Below are 14,587 nucleotides of genomic sequence, written 5' to 3'. Positions count from 1 at the left end.
TCGGATCTAACATGGGCTCTACCTCACAAGAGGACAGGAGTTCGCCATGACATGCGCCAATAGCATCAAGCCCGGAATCAGACCTTTCAGTCACTTGCAGCACCCCCGCGAGGTAATCCGCCAGTTCACCCCCAACTGGTTCGCCGCCACCATGGGCACCGGTGTACTGGCGTTGGCACTGGCGCAATTGCCGGTCGCCATGCATGCCTTTGCCGAAGCTCTCTGGCTGTTCAACATCGCCCTGTTTCTGCTGTTCACGGCGTTATACACGGCGCGTTGGGTGCTGTTCTTCGACGAAGCACGACGGATCTTTGGCCACTCCACGGTTTCGATGTTTTTCGGCACCATCCCCATGGGCCTGGCGACCATCATCAATGGCTTCCTGGTGTTTGGCCTGCCGCGCTGGGGCGACGGTGTGATTCACCTCGCCGAGGTGCTGTGGTGGCTGGATGTGGCGATGTCGCTGGCCTGCGGGGTGCTGATTCCCTACATGATGTTCACCCGTCAGGAGCACAGCATCGACCAGATGACCGCTGTCTGGTTGTTGCCGGTGGTCGCGGCAGAAGTGGCGGCCGCCAGTGGCGGCCTGTTGGCGCCGCATCTGGCCGACGTGCACTCGCAACTGGTGGTGCTGGTGACCAGCTACGTGCTCTGGGCCTTTTCCCTGCCGGTGGCCTTCAGCATCCTGACCATTCTGTTGCTGCGCATGGCCCTGCATAAACTGCCCCACGAAAACATGGCCGCCTCGAGCTGGCTGGCCCTCGGCCCGATCGGTACCGGCGCGCTGGGCATGCTGGTCCTGGGCGGTGATGCACCGCTGATTTTTGCGGCCAACGGTTTGCCGGGAGTCGGCGAGATTGCTTCAGGATTGGGCCTGGTGGCCGGCATCACCCTGTGGGGCTTCGGATTGTGGTGGATGCTGATGGCGCTACTGATCACTGTGCGCTACTTGCGTGCCGGCATTCCGTTCAATCTTGGCTGGTGGGGCTTCACCTTCCCGTTGGGCGTCTATTCTCTGGCGACGTTGAAACTGGCCAGTACCTTGAATCTGACGTTTTTCAGTGTGTCTGGCTGTGTGCTGGTGGCATTGCTGGCGGTGATGTGGCTGATCGTCGGCAAGCGCACGGTGCTGGGCGCCTGGCGTGGGGAGCTGTTTGTCTCGCCGTGCATTGCCGGATTGAAGAAATAACCGGCAAAAGTTAGGTAAGGTGTGGCCTGGATCGACTTGTGATAATCCAATAAGAATCCAGGCCACTCGCTACCTAACATCAGGGACACATGGAAGATGAGTCACCCCTCACAGTTCACCTTGCTGCGCACCCGGCGCTTCCTGCCGTTCTTCATCACCCAGTCCCTCGGGGCGTTCAACGACAACGTGTTCAAGCAGTCGTTGATCCTCGCCATCTTGTACAAGCTGGCCATCGAAGGTGACCGCTCGATCTGGGTCAACCTGTGTGCGCTGCTGTTTATCCTGCCGTTTTTCCTGTTCTCGGCCCTGGCCGGGCAATTCGGGGAAAAGTTCGCCAAGGACGCGTTGATCCGCCTGATCAAGCTTGGGGAAATCGCCATAATGGCGGTCGGCGCCGTCGGTTTCATGTTCGATCATCTGTCGTTGATGCTGGTGGCGCTGTTCGCCATGGGCACCCATTCGGCGCTGTTCGGGCCGGTGAAGTACTCGATCCTGCCGCAAGCCCTGCATGAAGATGAACTGGTCGGCGGCAACGGCCTGGTGGAAATGGGCACCTTCCTGGCGATCCTTGCCGGCACCATTGGCGCCGGGATCATGATGTCCTCGGCGCATTACGCGCCGGTGGTGTCCATGGCGATCATCGGCACTGCCGTGCTCGGCTACCTGGCCAGTCGCAGCATTCCCCGGGCGGTGGCGGCCACGCCGCAAATGCGCCTGAACTGGAACATTTTCAGCCAGTCCTGGGCCACGTTGAAACTGGGCCTTGGGCAAACGCCGGCGGTATCACGCTCGATTGTCGGCAACTCGTGGTTCTGGTTTGTCGGGGCGATCTATCTGACGCAGATCCCGGCCTATGCCAAGGAGTGGATGCACGGCGACGAAACCGTGGTGACGCTGATTCTGACGGTGTTCTCGGTCGGCATCGCGTTGGGGTCGATGCTGTGTGAGAAATTGTCCGGGCGTAAAGTCGAAATTGGGCTGGTGCCGTTCGGATCCTTCGGCCTGACCGTTTTCGGCCTGCTGTTGTGGTGGCATTCCGGCTCAATACCGGACAGCGCCGCCGGCCATGGCTGGATCGAGATCCTCGGTTTTGGCCACGCCTGGCTGGTACTGCTCGACATCCTCGGCCTGGGCGTCTTCGGTGGTTTCTACATCGTGCCGCTTTACGCACTGATCCAGTCACGTACGGCGGAAAACGAACGGGCGCGGGTGATTGCCGCCAACAACATCCTCAATGCATTGTTCATGGTGGTGTCGGCGATTGTCTCGATCGTTTTGCTGAGCGTGGCCAAGCTGTCGATCCCGCAGCTGTTCCTGGTGGTGTCGTTGCTGAACATCGGCGTCAACGCTTACATCTTCAAGATTGTCCCCGAGTTCACCATGCGTTTCATGATCTGGCTGCTCAGCCATTCCATGTACCGCGTCGAGCACCGCAATCTGGATTTGATCCCCGATGAAGGCGCGGCGTTGCTGGTGTGCAATCACGTGTCATTCGTCGACGCCTTGCTGATTGGCGGCGCGGTGCGCCGGCCGATTCGCTTCGTGATGTATTACAATATCTACAACCTGCCGGTGCTGAACTTCGTCTTCCGTACGGCGGGGACGATTCCTATCGCGGGGCGTCATGAAGACATCCAGATCTACGAAAAGGCCTTCACGCGCATTGCCAGGTATCTGAAGGACGGTGAGCTGGTGTGCATCTTCCCCGAGGGTAAATTGACCGCCGATGGCGAGATCAATGAGTTCAAGGGCGGGCTGACGCGGATTCTCGAAGAGACGCCGGTGCCGGTGATTCCGCTGGCCTTGCAGGGATTGTGGGGGAGTTTCTTCAGCCGCGATCCGGGCAAGGGGCTGTTTCATCGGCTGTGGTCACGGGTGACGCTGGTGGCGGGGCCGGCGGTGGCGGTTGAAGTGGCGGAACCGGCGAAGTTGCAGGCGTTGGTGGGGGAGTTGCGCGGGGCTGTTAGATAATGGTCGTTTGAACGGGCCTCATCGCGAGCAAGCTCGCTCCCACAAGGGTTCTCTGGTGTGGCACAGATTGTTGTCACACCAGCAATCCCTGTGGGAGCGAGCTTGCTCGCGATGGCGTCAGTGGCCTATGCGCTGACCTTCAGGCCAACAAGCCCGGAAATGATCAACGCCACACTCGCCAGTCGCACCAGCGCCATGGATTCGCCAAACAGGATGATCCCGGCGATCACCGTGCCCACGGCGCCGACCCCGGTCCAGATCGCATAGGCCGTACCCAACGGCAATTCCCTCATGGCAAGGCCGAGCAAGCCAAGGCTGATGGCCATGGCGGCAACGGTCAACACTGTGGGGAGCGGGCGGGTGAAGCCGTCGGTGTACTTGAGGCCGACGGCCCAGCCCACTTCGAACAGGCCGGCGAAAAACAGAATGATCCAGGACATGAAGACCTCCATCGTCTGACGGGGTCGTCCCCTGATTAATGACTCGATCGAGCCGCGAGGTCGTCCTCGCGATGGGCAATAGAGTGCCCAGCATTAACCCGGGGATCAAGTTTTTGAATCAGTCAGTCGCCTGCTGTGCAGCCATTTCCCGATCCTGTTTCTCGCTCATGCGGCGAAAATACGTGGAGAGCAAGGCCCCGGAAATATTGTGCCAGACACTGAACAATGCACTTGGCACCGCCGCCAGCGGCGAGAAGTGTGCACTGGCCAACGCGGCACCCAACCCGGAATTCTGCATGCCGACTTCCAGGGCCAGGGACTTGCGCTGGGCCAGAGGCAGCTTGAACAGGCGCCCGGTGAAGTAACCCAGCAGGTAGCCAAAGCTGTTGTGCAGCATGACCACGGCCATGATCAACAGGCCAGACTCGGCAATCTTCGCCTGGCTGGCAGCCACCACTGCGGTGACGATGATCACGATGCTGACCACCGACACCAGCGGTAAAGCGTCCACGGCGTGGCGAACCTTGTCGCCGAGCACCCGTTGGGCAACCACGCCCAGCACGATCGGCAGCAGCACCACTTGCAGGATCGACCAGAACAACTCCATGAACGATACCGGCAGCCAGGCCGAGGCCAGCAGCCAGATCAGGGCTGGGGTCAGTAGCGGGGCGAGGAGGGTGGTGACGGCGGCGATGGCCACCGACAGCGCCAGATCGCCGCGGGCCAGCCAGGTCATCACGTTCGACGAGGTGCCGCTCGGGCAGCAGCCGACCAGAATCACGCCGACAGCGATTTCCGGCGGCAAGTGAAACGCCTGGCAGAGCAACCACGCCATACCCGGCATGATCACGAAATGGGCAACCACGCCCAGAGCCACGCGCCATGGATGGCGAGCGACTTCGGCGAAGTCTTCGAGTTTGAGGGTCAGGCCCATGCCGAACATCACCAGGCCCAATAAGGGCACGATGGCGCCCTTGAGACCGAGGAACCATGCCGGCTGCAGAAATGCCACGACAGCGAAAATCAGTACCCAGTAAGCGAAGGTATTGCCGACAAAACGACTCAATGCAGCCAGTGCGCGCATGGCCTGATCCTTGTTATAGAAATACGCGGTTATTTGTAGGAGCTGGCTTGCCAGCGAAGGCGTCGCAATGGCTTGCGCATGACTTGAAGGCCTCTTCGCTGGCAAGCCAGCTCCTACAAAAGTTCACTGTCGGGGCTAGATGCCTTGAGGCGTCTCTTCCCCACCCAGCGCTTCAATCAGCGCCGGCAGGAAGTCGCCGAAGGTCAGCATCATCAGGGTGAAGCTGGCGTCCAGTTGGCCCAGGGCTTCGTCGCCGCCATCCTGTTCCGCCTGGTCTTGCAGCAGGTCTTCGAACTTCAGGCGCTTGACCACCATTTTGTCGTCGAGGACGAACGACAGTTTGTCCTGCCAGGCCAGGGACAACTGAGTGACCACTTTGCCAGTGCTCAAGTGCAACTGGATTTCTTCGCTGGTCAGGTCCTGGCGCTTGCAACGCACGATGCCGCCGTCTTCGTGGGTGTCGCGCAGTTCGCACTCGTCCAGCACGAAGAAATCGTCCGCGGCTTTCTGTGTGGTGACCCACTCGGTCATGGTGGCGGTCGGTGACATTTTTACGGTCAGCGGACGCACCGGCAGGGTGCCGATCACTTCGCGCAGGGTCGACAGCAGATCTTCGGCGCGTTTCGGGCTGGCCGAGTTGACCAGGATCAGGCCCTGTTTCGGCGCGATGGCGGCGAAGGTCGACGAGCGGCGGATAAAGGCTCGGGGCAGGAAGGCCTGGATGATTTCATCCTTGATCTGATCGCGTTCCTTCTTGTAGACCTTGCGCATTTGCTCGGCTTCGATCTCTTCGACCTTTTCCTTGACCGCATCACGCACGACGCTGCCCGGCAAAATACGTTCTTCCTTGCGCGCGGACACCAGCAGGAAATCACCGCTGACGTGCACCAGTGGCGCATCTTCGCCTTTGCCGAACGGCGCGACGAAACCGTAGGTGGTCAACTCCTGGCTTGCACATGGGCGCGCCAGTTTGGTGGCCAGTGCAGTTTCCAACGCCTCGGCATCAACAGGCAGATCTTGGGTCAGGCGATAGATAAGCAGGTTTTTGAACCACATGGGGTGAGTCTCTCCTTATATACAAAGGGGGGCATTATTGTCTTCGCCGTGCCATAGGCCAACCTTTCTCTAAGCCTTTGGAAGGCCTCGGAAAATTATTTTAAAAAGTGCTTGCCAGAGGTTGGGTCGCTCCGTAGAATGCGCGCCACACCGAAGCGAAGGGTGATTAGCTCAGCTGGGAGAGCGTCTGCCTTACAAGCAGAATGTCGGCGGTTCGATCCCGTCATCACCCACCATTCGTTTTCAGTGTTACGCGCAGCGGTAGTTCAGTCGGTTAGAATACCGGCCTGTCACGCCGGGGGTCGCGGGTTCGAGTCCCGTCCGCTGCGCCATATTCGGTAACCTGGAACACTGAACGCCAGGTCACCACGGAAAAGCCCGCTGATGCGGGCTTTTTTCTGCCTCAAGTTTCACTGTTGTTCCTGTGGGTTGCGTCGTTTCACCGGTTTTTAGATTTTTTTGAAAAAACTTCAAATAAATCAACACTTTATAAAAAACCTGTGGCATAATGTGCCCCGCAACGAAGGTAAAGGGTGATTAGCTCAGCTGGGAGAGCGTCTGCCTTACAAGCAGAATGTCGGCGGTTCGATCCCGTCATCACCCACCACTTACTTTCAACGCTACGCGCAGCGGTAGTTCAGTCGGTTAGAATACCGGCCTGTCACGCCGGGGGTCGCGGGTTCGAGTCCCGTCCGCTGCGCCATATTCGGTAATCTGGAACACTGAACGCCAGATCGCCACAGAAAGCCCGCCTTGTGCGGGCTTTTTGCTGTCCTGGATTTGGCTTTCCTCGCTCCCTGTAGGAGCAGCCGGTCGACGCTCGATTGCTCGCGAAGGTCGTGAACGATAACGCGTAAATTCAGATAGCCAGCGGCGCACGTGGGTTTTTACACCTACAGTCCGGCGTTGCGCCTGTGCCGGTAGTCGCTGACGGCTTCATACACGGCTTTGCGCAAGCGATTGATACCGCCGATAGGGCGGTGTGCTTCCACGCCAAACCAGGGATTGAACGACTGGTTGTCGCATTGCAGGTTCAGCGCCGGTGTATCGAAGTCCTGCGCCGGCACTTTGATTCGCGCCACGGTCTCGAAGGGCGCATCGCTTTCACGCCACTCAATGCTGGTGTCTTCGATCGGCATGTACTTGTTGGCGTCCTGTCGCTGGATTTGCAAGGCAAAACAAACGGGCACCCGATCGGTCGACAACTGTTGATTCAGCGCATTGCGCAGAAAATTCGGCAAATTGCGATTTTGTTCCGGCAAGCTGTAGGCCGGGCAACTGTCCGGATCGGGTGCAACCCGGAACTTCGCATTGGCTTCACCGAATTTGTAGGGCGAAACCGAAAAGTATGTCGTTCGGGTCGGGCTTGGTGGGGCAGGGGACAGCGTCGCCAGGGCGATAAACAGGTGGCGAACCTGCCAGGTGCTTGGATCCCGGCTCGGAAAGAACGCCATTATCTTTTTACCGTCGGCCTGGGCGGCGACGTTCTGACGGTATTCGGCGACATTACTGACAAAGAAGTTCGGGTGGCTGAACATCACAAAGTCCTGTTCTCCTCGCCTCTGCTGATCGCTCAACAGTTGTTTGCCTGGCACATCGAACAGTTTGATCGCCATGCCCCGGGCGTCGCGCATGCTATCGAACTGCGGGTAGGCATTGCCGTTGGACAGGCGCATCGTCGCTTGCCAGGTTTTGCCCGGTTCGCTGAACACGCCCTGACGCAACTCGCCTGGCAGTTCCGGCAGCACCTGAACCTCGGCCTTCACGCAGCCGTGGGCCTTGGCATGGGCATCGCGCAGGTAGCGGGTGCTTTCGCGGTGCTGATCGACGATGCGCACGGCGGTCTGGATAATGTCCTGGGTCATCGCGGCTTCGTCGTCCGCAATCAACTCCTGTGCCGAGACTGGCCCGCGCTGCTGCCAGGCAAACCAGGCGCTGGCCAATGCCCAGCCCAGCACACCGAGACCCAGCAGCCACAGCAACAGCTTGCCGAGCAAAGCGCCCAGTCGCAGCCAGAGTGTAATCAGCATGTGAGAGTCCTTTTGACTAGTGCTGTGATCATGGCAATTGCGCCTCCAGCGGGCCGCCCAGCACCTTCAGGTATTCCAGCAGTGCCCAGCGTTCTTGCGGCTGCAACCCGCGGCCGATCACACCATTGCCGAGTTTGCCGGTGCGGAATTCATGACCACTGTTGTGGTTGCCGGTGATTTTCGTGTCGAACACAAAAGCGTTGTCGAAAGCTTCAGTGCGATATCCCAGATGCTGTGGGTCGTATTCGAAAGAGCCTTTGTAGAACGTGGTCGCACGCTCATCCTGAGGCGACAGCAATTGATAAATGCTCGGTACCGAACCGTTGTGCAGAAACGGTGCCGTCGCCCATACGCCCGCCAATGGCCTGGCCTTGTACGAACGCAATTCGCGCACGCCGATTGGCAGGCCGAAACCGTCCATGTCCGGTCGCTCGGCGGGCGTGATGTTGGCGTCTTTATAGGCGCGGTCACGGACGAATGCCGTGACATAGGCCAGTCCCGTGGCCACGGACATTTTGCTCAGGTCCATCGGTTCGTCGGGTTTTGGCTCCACATCGAGTTTTTCCAGCTCCGCCTGCTTCCATTGCAGCGCTGTCAGGTCGAAGCGGTGGTCGGCGATGTTGTTGGCTGCGCCGGGGTCTGTGCCAATGTATTTCACGGGGATCATTTTCAGGTGCTGAACGTATCGCCCGTCGCCCTGGGTGGTGTGCGGTACGTGACAACCCGCGCAGTTTTCGACGAACAAGGCGCGTCCCTTCGCTGCCAGGGGTTTGTCGACCGCGCCCAACAGATCTTCCGGCCAGGCCGGAGGCTTGAGTCGTCGCAGGGTTTCTTCGATCAGGTGCAGGTCGCGCACACGGACACTGGAGGGATAGCGGGCATCGCCCATCAGTGGCTGGTCGTTCTTGTCGAAGAAGTTCAGCGTGGCGCCGACACCCAGCGCTTCGCCGATGTTGCGCGCCATCGGTTGTTTCGCCGAGCCGTTCCACTGCACCCATTCGAACGTCCACATGTCCCACAACTGCGGATAATCGACCGGGGCATTGGCCACACGGTAGTTGTCGGGGGAGATCGCATCACCGAAGCTGGCGTTGGCAATGCGCCCGAAGGCGTCTGTGCGCCCCGGGCCTTCCTCGGTCGGATAGAGCCCGCGATGGGTGTCGTTCCAGGCCACCTTTAGGAACGTATCGAGTGAGGATTTGAATTCTTTGCGCAACTGTTGATGGCGGGCGTCGTAGTCCTGGCCCAGCACGTTGCGTGCGAAACGTTCGAACTTCCACGGGTTGTAGTAAGTCGAGGTCAGGCTGGCCACCAGTGCCTGTCCGAAACTGCCCCCTTTGAGTGTAGGAACACTGGACGGCAGGACGTGTTGCGCCGAGCCGCCGTCGATACGCACGGCTTGACCCTTGAACCGCAGTTCGCCGGTGTGGCAGGCCGCGCAGGTGACATCCAGAAACACATCCGGGCTCCCCGTATTCTGGTGTCGGGTAAAGCCTGCCGGGAGGTTGCCGGGGTTATTCGGCGTCGGTTTCTGGCCAGGATCCACCAGGAAACCGAAGCGGGCGAGGTACTCGGGGGTGGCGAAGCGTTGCTGCGAGAAGGGCAGTTCGAGGGCGGTGAACCAGTCATAGTGCAAGCCTTTGACCTGAGTGCCCTGGGGGGTGAAGTAATAAGTCTCTCGATCGGCGGCGCTCCATTGCTCCAGGTAATGCACCTGTTGTGGAGGCGACCAGGCCGGCAATTTCGGGTTGGCGACGTAGTAAAGAACCACGGCCAGGACCAGCCCGAGCAGTACTGCGATGAGAACCAGTAAGCGAATGAAGAGGCGCAAGATAAACGTCCTTGTCGAATGATCATGCCGTTATGCCCGAGTACCCAGGGTGCGGCAAGAGGCCATTACGCCAGATATTGTAGGTTCAGGAAGCAGTCTGCGTCGGAACAAGATGAAAGAAGCTTCATCAGCCGAATGGTGAAATGCGTTTAAACACCTGAACTTATCGATCGTTTCCGGCTCTCATGCCGGTAGCCATTGGTCGTGGCGGCCTGATAAGCTCGCGGCTTTACTCGATTGCCCTTTAGGCGCATGAACAAGGAAATAGCATGAAACAGCATCGGTTGGCGGCGGCGGTGGCCCTGGTTGGCCTGGTACTTGCGGGTTGTGATTCGCAGACCAGCGTAGAGCTGAAAACTCCGGCGCAAAAAGCTTCCTACGGCATTGGCCTGAACATGGGCAAGAGCCTGGCTCAGGAAGGCATGGATGACCTGGACTCCAAGGCTGTAGCCCAGGGCATCGAAGACGCCGTCGGCAAGAAAGAGCAGAAGCTCAAGGACGAAGAACTGGTTGAGGCGTTCGCCGCACTGCAAAAGCGTGCCGAAGAACGCATGGCCAAGATGAGTGAAGAGTCGGCCGCTGCCGGCAAGAAATTCCTCGAAGAAAACGCCAAGAAAGCCGGCGTGACCACCACCGCTTCGGGCTTGCAGTACGAAGTCGTGCAGAAAGCCGATGGTCCTCAGCCAAAGCCGACTGACGTAGTGACCGTTCACTACACCGGCAAGCTGACCAATGGCACCGTATTCGACAGTTCCGTCGAGCGCGGCAGCCCGATCGATCTGCCGGTCAGCGGTGTGATCCCGGGTTGGGTCGAAGGCCTGCAACTGATGCACGTCGGCGAGAAGTACAAACTGTACATCCCTGCTGACCTGGCTTACGGCGCTCAAAGCCCGAGCCCGGCGATTCCGGCTAACTCGGTGCTGGTATTCGACCTGGAACTGCTGGCCATCAAGGATCCGGCAAAAGAAGACGACGCAGCCAAGTAATCGGCGCCTGCTTCGATAACAACGCCTCGCTTATGCGGGGCGTTGTTGCATCTGGCGATTGGCACGGGTAAACAAAACGAACAGACGCTCCAGGTCGGAGTCTCAGGCATAGCAGGCGTTGGCATTAGCCGCACAAGGCCGCCAAGTCAATGAAATTATAGGTTTTTTTTTGATGGGTGAAAAACGCCCGATCTGAACGGAGGCCTTGTAAAACGGGGCTTACAGCGCTGAAAAGCAGCTCTGTTCACAAGGTTATCCACAATTTGTGTGGATAACATTTTAACGGGAGGCATCATGAAAGCACCCTGGAATTTCGCTCGTTTCCTGCCGCTGGCCGCACGGCTGCTGGCACGCGGTCGATTACCGACCCTGTTGTTCGCAGTCGCCAGCAAGTTTGCGAGCCAAGGCAACCGACTGGGCAAGCTCAAGGATGACTTGAAGCTGTTGCAGGCACTCGGCCTGGCCTACTGGCGTGGTGAATATCGCGCCATCAGCCCCAAGGCGCTGGTTGCGGTCGTCGCGGGCCTGATGTACTTCCTCAGCCCGGTGGATGCGATCCCGGATTTCATTCCGGTGTTCGGCATGCTCGATGACATCGCGGTATTGGCGTGGCTTATGAAAGTGCTCGACGACGAACTCGATGCCTTCCGCGCCTGGCGCAAACGGCAGGTGCCCGAGAAACTCGCGGTGGTTGAGCGCCTGCCTGATACCCCCGAGCAACTGCAACTTCAAGGCCCGAAAAAACACTGAGTCGATTTCGACCTGCTCGCAGATTGATGTCCCCCGCGACCTTGGCCGCTGTTAGGATTACACTTCTAAGGAAAAGTGCCGACTCGCTAAGTGTTGTTGTCCTACGGGGTAGTCATGGATATTCAGATAATTACACGCGAAGGCGAGCCCGAATATGCGGTTCTGCCATGGGCTCAGTATCAGGCGTTATTGAAAGCAGCGGGGATCAAGGAGCAAGCGTCGCCTCAAGCCACGAAGCTTCAGGCGGCAACACCAGACGCGATTCTGCCGGGTCTGGATCAACTACGCAGTTTGCGCGAGGGGAAGGGCATCGCCATTGAGGCGCTGGCCCGCACGGTAGGCATCAGCCCGTCTTACCTGGCCATGATCGAAAGTGGCGAGCGTCTGCCTGACGCCGCGATTCGCCGTAGCCTGGCCTGGGAATTGACGGTGCCGGGGTGGAGGGATGAATCGTGAGCGTACGCATCAGCCGTCAACATTGGGACGGATTGTTGGGCGAACTGGATCAGGCGCGTCGCCAGCGCCATCTCTTGACGTATCGGGCATTGCTGGAGCGTCTGCAGTTGCCGACCCCGGCCATGCAAACCCTGACAGCGGCCCTGGAGCATCTGGCCGCACTGGATGCCAAGGCGGAGCAGCCATTGCGCAGTTCACTGGTGATCAGCCAGGGCGCCAGCCGTTTGCCGCGTACCGGTTTCTTTGAGTGTGTCGAACGCCTGGGGCGTTTCTCCGGGCCGTCCGACGGTGTCGCCGCCGCGTCCTGGCATGCTTCGGAAGTAGTGCGGGTGTTCGAATACGAATACCCGGAATCGGCCGAGGCCTGAGTGTTTTTGCGACTCAAGGCGCGAGCCGGATACTGGCTCGCGCGCCAGTTGTTTCACTGGTCGTGGTTTGTCCGTCGGCCACGTGGCTGGCGCTGGCTCGAAGGTCAGTTCGCACGTATGGCAAACCTGGGCGATGTCGGCGCCCAGAGCTTCTATGGGCACATCCTGACGTTTCGCGGCGTCGGCCTCGGTGCTCGTGAGGAGGGCGTGCGTTTGTTGCGCCTGGCGGCGTTGGCGGGCGATGGCAAGGCGGCGTATCAAGTGGGCGTGATCAGCCTGGCCGGGACGGCGAGCAAGGCTCCGGACCCGGTTGAGGCCGCGCGGTTCTGGAAGATTGCAGCGAAGGCCGGGCATCCGTTGGCGCCGATCAAGTTGCAAGAACTGGTGTTTCGCGAGACTGACCTATAACCCCCTGAGCTGCCGGGTGATGGCTGTGATGTGCTCGACGTGACCGGGCGACGGTTGCGGTCCAGGCCTTGTTGAAGGATATAGGTGAGGATCAAATCGAGATTCAGGTTGTTTGATCTGGCGTCTTCGCTGGCAAGCCAGCTCCTACAGGGGGGCGTCAGATCAGTCAGCGCTGCCCTGTCAGCCAAACCCTTTCGGGCTCCGGCACCGCCAGGCTATCAATCACATGCACGCTATACCCTTGCACATTCTTCGCATGGTGCTTGGCCTGTGATGCCATCTCGGCCAACTGGCTCGCATCGAGTTGTTCACAGGCCTGTGGGTGCAGATGCACCACCCCGATCGACAGTGACAACAGCGCAAACTCCTGACGCACGCCCTGGCGGTTCGGTGCGACGAAGCAGCCGGCTTCCAGGTGCTCGCTGCGGTAGAAACGCCGGCACTGGCTCTGGAAGTCGTCGAGCAACTGGTTCAAGCGTTTGCGCCAGTCTTGCGGGCCGAGCACCAGCAGGAAGTCATCACCACCGATGTGGCCGACAAAGTCGCGGGCCGGGTCGACGCGGTCGTTCAGGCATTGCGCCAGGCACAGCAGGACTTCGTCGCCGCGGCCGTAGCCGTAGATGTCGTTGAAAGGCTTGAAACTGTCGATGTCCACGTAGCAGATCACCGATTCCCGTTGCTGTTGCAGCAGCCGCGTCAGGCATTGCCGGATCGGCACGTTGCCAGGCAGCAAGGTCAACGGGTTGGCGTAGCGGGCCTGCTGGATCTTCAGTTCCGTAATCAACTTGAGCACGTCAATCACCCGGCCAAGCCCGAGATAGCCGCCATTGAGGGTGATGATGAAGTCTTCTTCGATGCGCTGGCGGGCACGGCTGGTGATCAGGCGGCTGACTTGTTGCAGTGACTGACTCAGCTCGACGGCGAGGTAGTCATCGCTCATCAAGCGGCTGATCGGTTTGCGGGCGAACAGGTCGGTGGCAAAGGGCTTGAGCAGGACGTCGGAGAGCGAATGACGATGGACAATGCCGCAGGGCTGACCCTGTTCATCCAGGACCGCCAGCGAATTCAGGTTGGCCTGGCGGCGAAAGGTTTCGAGCACCCTGGCGGTGGGGGTGCTGCGGTTCACCGCGGGTTGCTCGTTGAGCAGGGCGCTGAGGTCGCTGCCGTCTTCGCTCAGTACAACGGCGGTGCTGTCCTGTCGGGGCATCATTGCCCGGGCATCCCGCGGTGGGTGTTCCTGGGGGCGGCAGAGCAGGTAGCCCTGCACCAGGTCCACGCCCATTTCGGTCAGCACCGTGAGCTCTTCCAGCAGTTCGATACCTTCGGCGATGACTTGCGCCCGCGAGGCCTTGGCGATTTGCAGGATCGAACCGACGAATTCACGCTTGAGCGCATCCTGATGAATGCCATCAATGAAATGCCGATCGATTTTCACATAATCGGGCCGCAGCTCGGACCACAGCCGCAAACTCGAATAGCCCGCCCCCAGATCATCCAGCGCAATCGAAAACCCCATCGCCCGATAGTGATGCAGGGCGGTTTGCAACAGCTGGAAATCATCGGTTGGCGTTTGTTCGGTCAACTCGATGACCACCTGGCTTGGAGGGATGCCGAAGTCTTGCAGCAGTTGCAAGGTGCGCCCCGGTTGGTGGGCCGCTTCAAGCAGGGATTCCGGGGATACGTTCAAGAACAGCAGGCCAGGCAATTGCTGTTCATTGAAGCGTCGGCAAGCGCTCTCGCGGCAGGCGATTTCCAGCTCGCTCAGACGTCCGGCCTGGCGGGCGACGGAGAACAGGGCGACAGGGGAGTGCAGAGGGCTGTTGGACGGGCCGCGACTGAGGGCTTCGTAGCCGAGAATGCGTCGTTCGCAGAGGCTGATGATCGGCTGGAACAAGCTGTGCAAACCGCTTTGAGTCAGGATCGAACTCAATGCACTCAGCTGTTCGGTTGTGGTCATGGCGATCTCTGGCGATAAAAAAAGGACCGGGCGTGCCCTTGGTAAAGGGTACGCCCGGTCC

General features: G+C 59.5%; 13 protein-coding genes and 4 tRNA genes. 11 read left to right on the top strand and 6 right to left on the bottom strand.

The window, feature by feature from the left end:
• The first annotated feature begins 46 nt into the window (after positions 1 to 46).
• Positions 47 to 1,189, top strand: coding sequence for a TDT family transporter (locus tag KGA81_RS01390; protein ID WP_223544248.1), 1,143 nt, complete (start codon positions 47 to 49; stop codon positions 1,187 to 1,189).
• 96 nt (positions 1,190 to 1,285) lie between these two features.
• Positions 1,286 to 3,160 carry an MFS transporter gene (locus tag KGA81_RS01385; RefSeq protein WP_223544247.1) on the top strand — a complete coding sequence of 625 codons (1,875 nt, stop codon included), beginning with the start codon at positions 1,286 to 1,288 and terminating at the stop codon, positions 3,158 to 3,160.
• A gap of 125 nt (positions 3,161 to 3,285) precedes the next feature.
• On the opposite strand, the gene sugE is transcribed toward KGA81_RS01385, so the two are convergent.
• The 3 genes from sugE to rdgC all read right to left on the bottom strand — a co-directional run bounded on the left by sugE (position 3,286) and on the right by rdgC (position 5,740).
• A complete protein-coding gene (gene sugE, locus KGA81_RS01380) occupies positions 3,286 to 3,600 on the bottom strand; it encodes a quaternary ammonium compound efflux SMR transporter SugE (RefSeq protein ID WP_223544246.1) in 315 nt (104 codons plus the stop codon).
• Positions 3,601 to 3,718: 118 nt separating this feature from the next.
• Positions 3,719 to 4,684: a bile acid:sodium symporter family protein gene (locus tag KGA81_RS01375; RefSeq protein ID WP_223544245.1), complete on the bottom strand. Its 966-nt coding sequence runs from the start codon at positions 4,682 to 4,684 to the stop codon at positions 3,719 to 3,721.
• 135 nt (positions 4,685 to 4,819) lie between these two features.
• On the bottom strand, positions 4,820 to 5,740 hold the full coding sequence (gene rdgC / locus KGA81_RS01370) for a recombination-associated protein RdgC (RefSeq protein ID WP_150814128.1): 921 nt from the start codon (positions 5,738 to 5,740) through the stop codon (positions 4,820 to 4,822).
• 160 nt (positions 5,741 to 5,900) lie between these two features.
• On the opposite strand from rdgC, the gene KGA81_RS01365 reads away from it, so the two are divergent.
• From KGA81_RS01365 to KGA81_RS01350, 4 genes are all read left to right on the top strand, one after another.
• A tRNA-Val gene (locus tag KGA81_RS01365) sits at positions 5,901 to 5,976 on the top strand.
• Between the two features lie 19 nt (positions 5,977 to 5,995).
• Positions 5,996 to 6,072, top strand: a tRNA-Asp gene (locus tag KGA81_RS01360).
• 199 nt (positions 6,073 to 6,271) lie between these two features.
• Positions 6,272 to 6,347 (top strand) — tRNA-Val (locus KGA81_RS01355).
• A 19-nt stretch (positions 6,348 to 6,366) separates the two neighbouring features.
• Positions 6,367 to 6,443 (top strand) — tRNA-Asp (locus KGA81_RS01350).
• Positions 6,444 to 6,633: 190 nt separating this feature from the next.
• Here the strand turns inward: KGA81_RS01350 and KGA81_RS01345 are convergent.
• Together KGA81_RS01345 and KGA81_RS01340 are read right to left on the bottom strand one after the other, a co-directional pair.
• A complete protein-coding gene (locus KGA81_RS01345) occupies positions 6,634 to 7,770 on the bottom strand; it encodes a catalase family protein (RefSeq protein ID WP_223544244.1) in 1,137 nt (378 codons plus the stop codon).
• A 28-nt stretch (positions 7,771 to 7,798) separates the two neighbouring features.
• Positions 7,799 to 9,601, bottom strand: coding sequence for a di-heme-cytochrome C peroxidase (locus KGA81_RS01340; RefSeq protein ID WP_223544243.1), 1,803 nt, complete (start codon positions 9,599 to 9,601; stop codon positions 7,799 to 7,801).
• A gap of 269 nt (positions 9,602 to 9,870) precedes the next feature.
• Here KGA81_RS01340 and KGA81_RS01335 point away from each other — a divergent pair, with 269 nt between their 5' ends.
• From KGA81_RS01335 to KGA81_RS01315, 5 genes are all read left to right on the top strand, one after another.
• Entirely contained in the window at positions 9,871 to 10,587 is a 717-nt protein-coding gene (locus tag KGA81_RS01335) for an FKBP-type peptidyl-prolyl cis-trans isomerase (RefSeq protein ID WP_218431282.1), read from the top strand.
• A gap of 294 nt (positions 10,588 to 10,881) precedes the next feature.
• Entirely contained in the window at positions 10,882 to 11,337 is a 456-nt protein-coding gene (locus tag KGA81_RS01330) for a YkvA family protein (protein ID WP_223544242.1), read from the top strand.
• A gap of 114 nt (positions 11,338 to 11,451) precedes the next feature.
• On the top strand, positions 11,452 to 11,793 hold the full coding sequence (locus KGA81_RS01325; protein ID WP_223544241.1) for a helix-turn-helix transcriptional regulator: 342 nt from the start codon (positions 11,452 to 11,454) through the stop codon (positions 11,791 to 11,793).
• Complete coding sequence (locus KGA81_RS01320) at positions 11,790 to 12,161, top strand: hypothetical protein (protein ID WP_003223109.1); 372 nt, start codon at positions 11,790 to 11,792, stop codon at positions 12,159 to 12,161. The genes KGA81_RS01325 and KGA81_RS01320 overlap by 4 nt, the downstream gene beginning before the upstream one ends.
• Positions 12,162 to 12,569, top strand: coding sequence for a sel1 repeat family protein (locus KGA81_RS01315; protein WP_223544240.1), 408 nt, complete (start codon positions 12,162 to 12,164; stop codon positions 12,567 to 12,569).
• A gap of 166 nt (positions 12,570 to 12,735) precedes the next feature.
• On the opposite strand, the gene KGA81_RS01310 is transcribed toward KGA81_RS01315, so the two are convergent.
• Positions 12,736 to 14,526: a bifunctional diguanylate cyclase/phosphodiesterase gene (locus KGA81_RS01310; RefSeq protein ID WP_223544239.1), complete on the bottom strand. Its 1,791-nt coding sequence runs from the start codon at positions 14,524 to 14,526 to the stop codon at positions 12,736 to 12,738.
• Between the last annotated feature and the right edge of the window lie 61 nt (positions 14,527 to 14,587).

The organism is Pseudomonas sp. A-B-19, assembly GCF_019947515.1.
In the GTDB taxonomy this organism is placed as follows: Bacteria; Pseudomonadota; Gammaproteobacteria; order Pseudomonadales; family Pseudomonadaceae; genus Aquipseudomonas.
Note: the sequence above shows the minus strand (reverse complement) of the source record. Positions and strands in the feature narration are given on the sequence as shown.

Bases quoted from the DNA above. Each gene is read 5' to 3' on its own strand.
- rdgC (WP_150814128.1), bottom strand. From the start codon at position 5,740: ATGTGGTTCAAAAACCTGCTTATCTATCGCCTGACCCAAGATCTGCCT.
- sugE (WP_223544246.1), bottom strand. From the start codon at position 3,600: ATGTCCTGGATCATTCTGTTTTTCGCCGGCCTGTTCGAAGTGGGCTGG.
- KGA81_RS01385 (WP_223544247.1), top strand. From the start codon at position 1,286: ATGAGTCACCCCTCACAGTTCACCTTGCTGCGCACCCGGCGCTTCCTG.
- KGA81_RS01375 (WP_223544245.1), bottom strand. From the start codon at position 4,684: ATGCGCGCACTGGCTGCATTGAGTCGTTTTGTCGGCAATACCTTCGCT.
- KGA81_RS01330 (WP_223544242.1), top strand. From the start codon at position 10,882: ATGAAAGCACCCTGGAATTTCGCTCGTTTCCTGCCGCTGGCCGCACGG.
- KGA81_RS01335 (WP_218431282.1), top strand. From the start codon at position 9,871: ATGAAACAGCATCGGTTGGCGGCGGCGGTGGCCCTGGTTGGCCTGGTA.
- KGA81_RS01310 (WP_223544239.1), bottom strand. From the start codon at position 14,526: ATGACCACAACCGAACAGCTGAGTGCATTGAGTTCGATCCTGACTCAA.
- KGA81_RS01345 (WP_223544244.1), bottom strand. From the start codon at position 7,770: ATGCTGATTACACTCTGGCTGCGACTGGGCGCTTTGCTCGGCAAGCTG.
- KGA81_RS01325 (WP_223544241.1), top strand. From the start codon at position 11,452: ATGGATATTCAGATAATTACACGCGAAGGCGAGCCCGAATATGCGGTT.
- KGA81_RS01390 (WP_223544248.1), top strand. From the start codon at position 47: ATGACATGCGCCAATAGCATCAAGCCCGGAATCAGACCTTTCAGTCAC.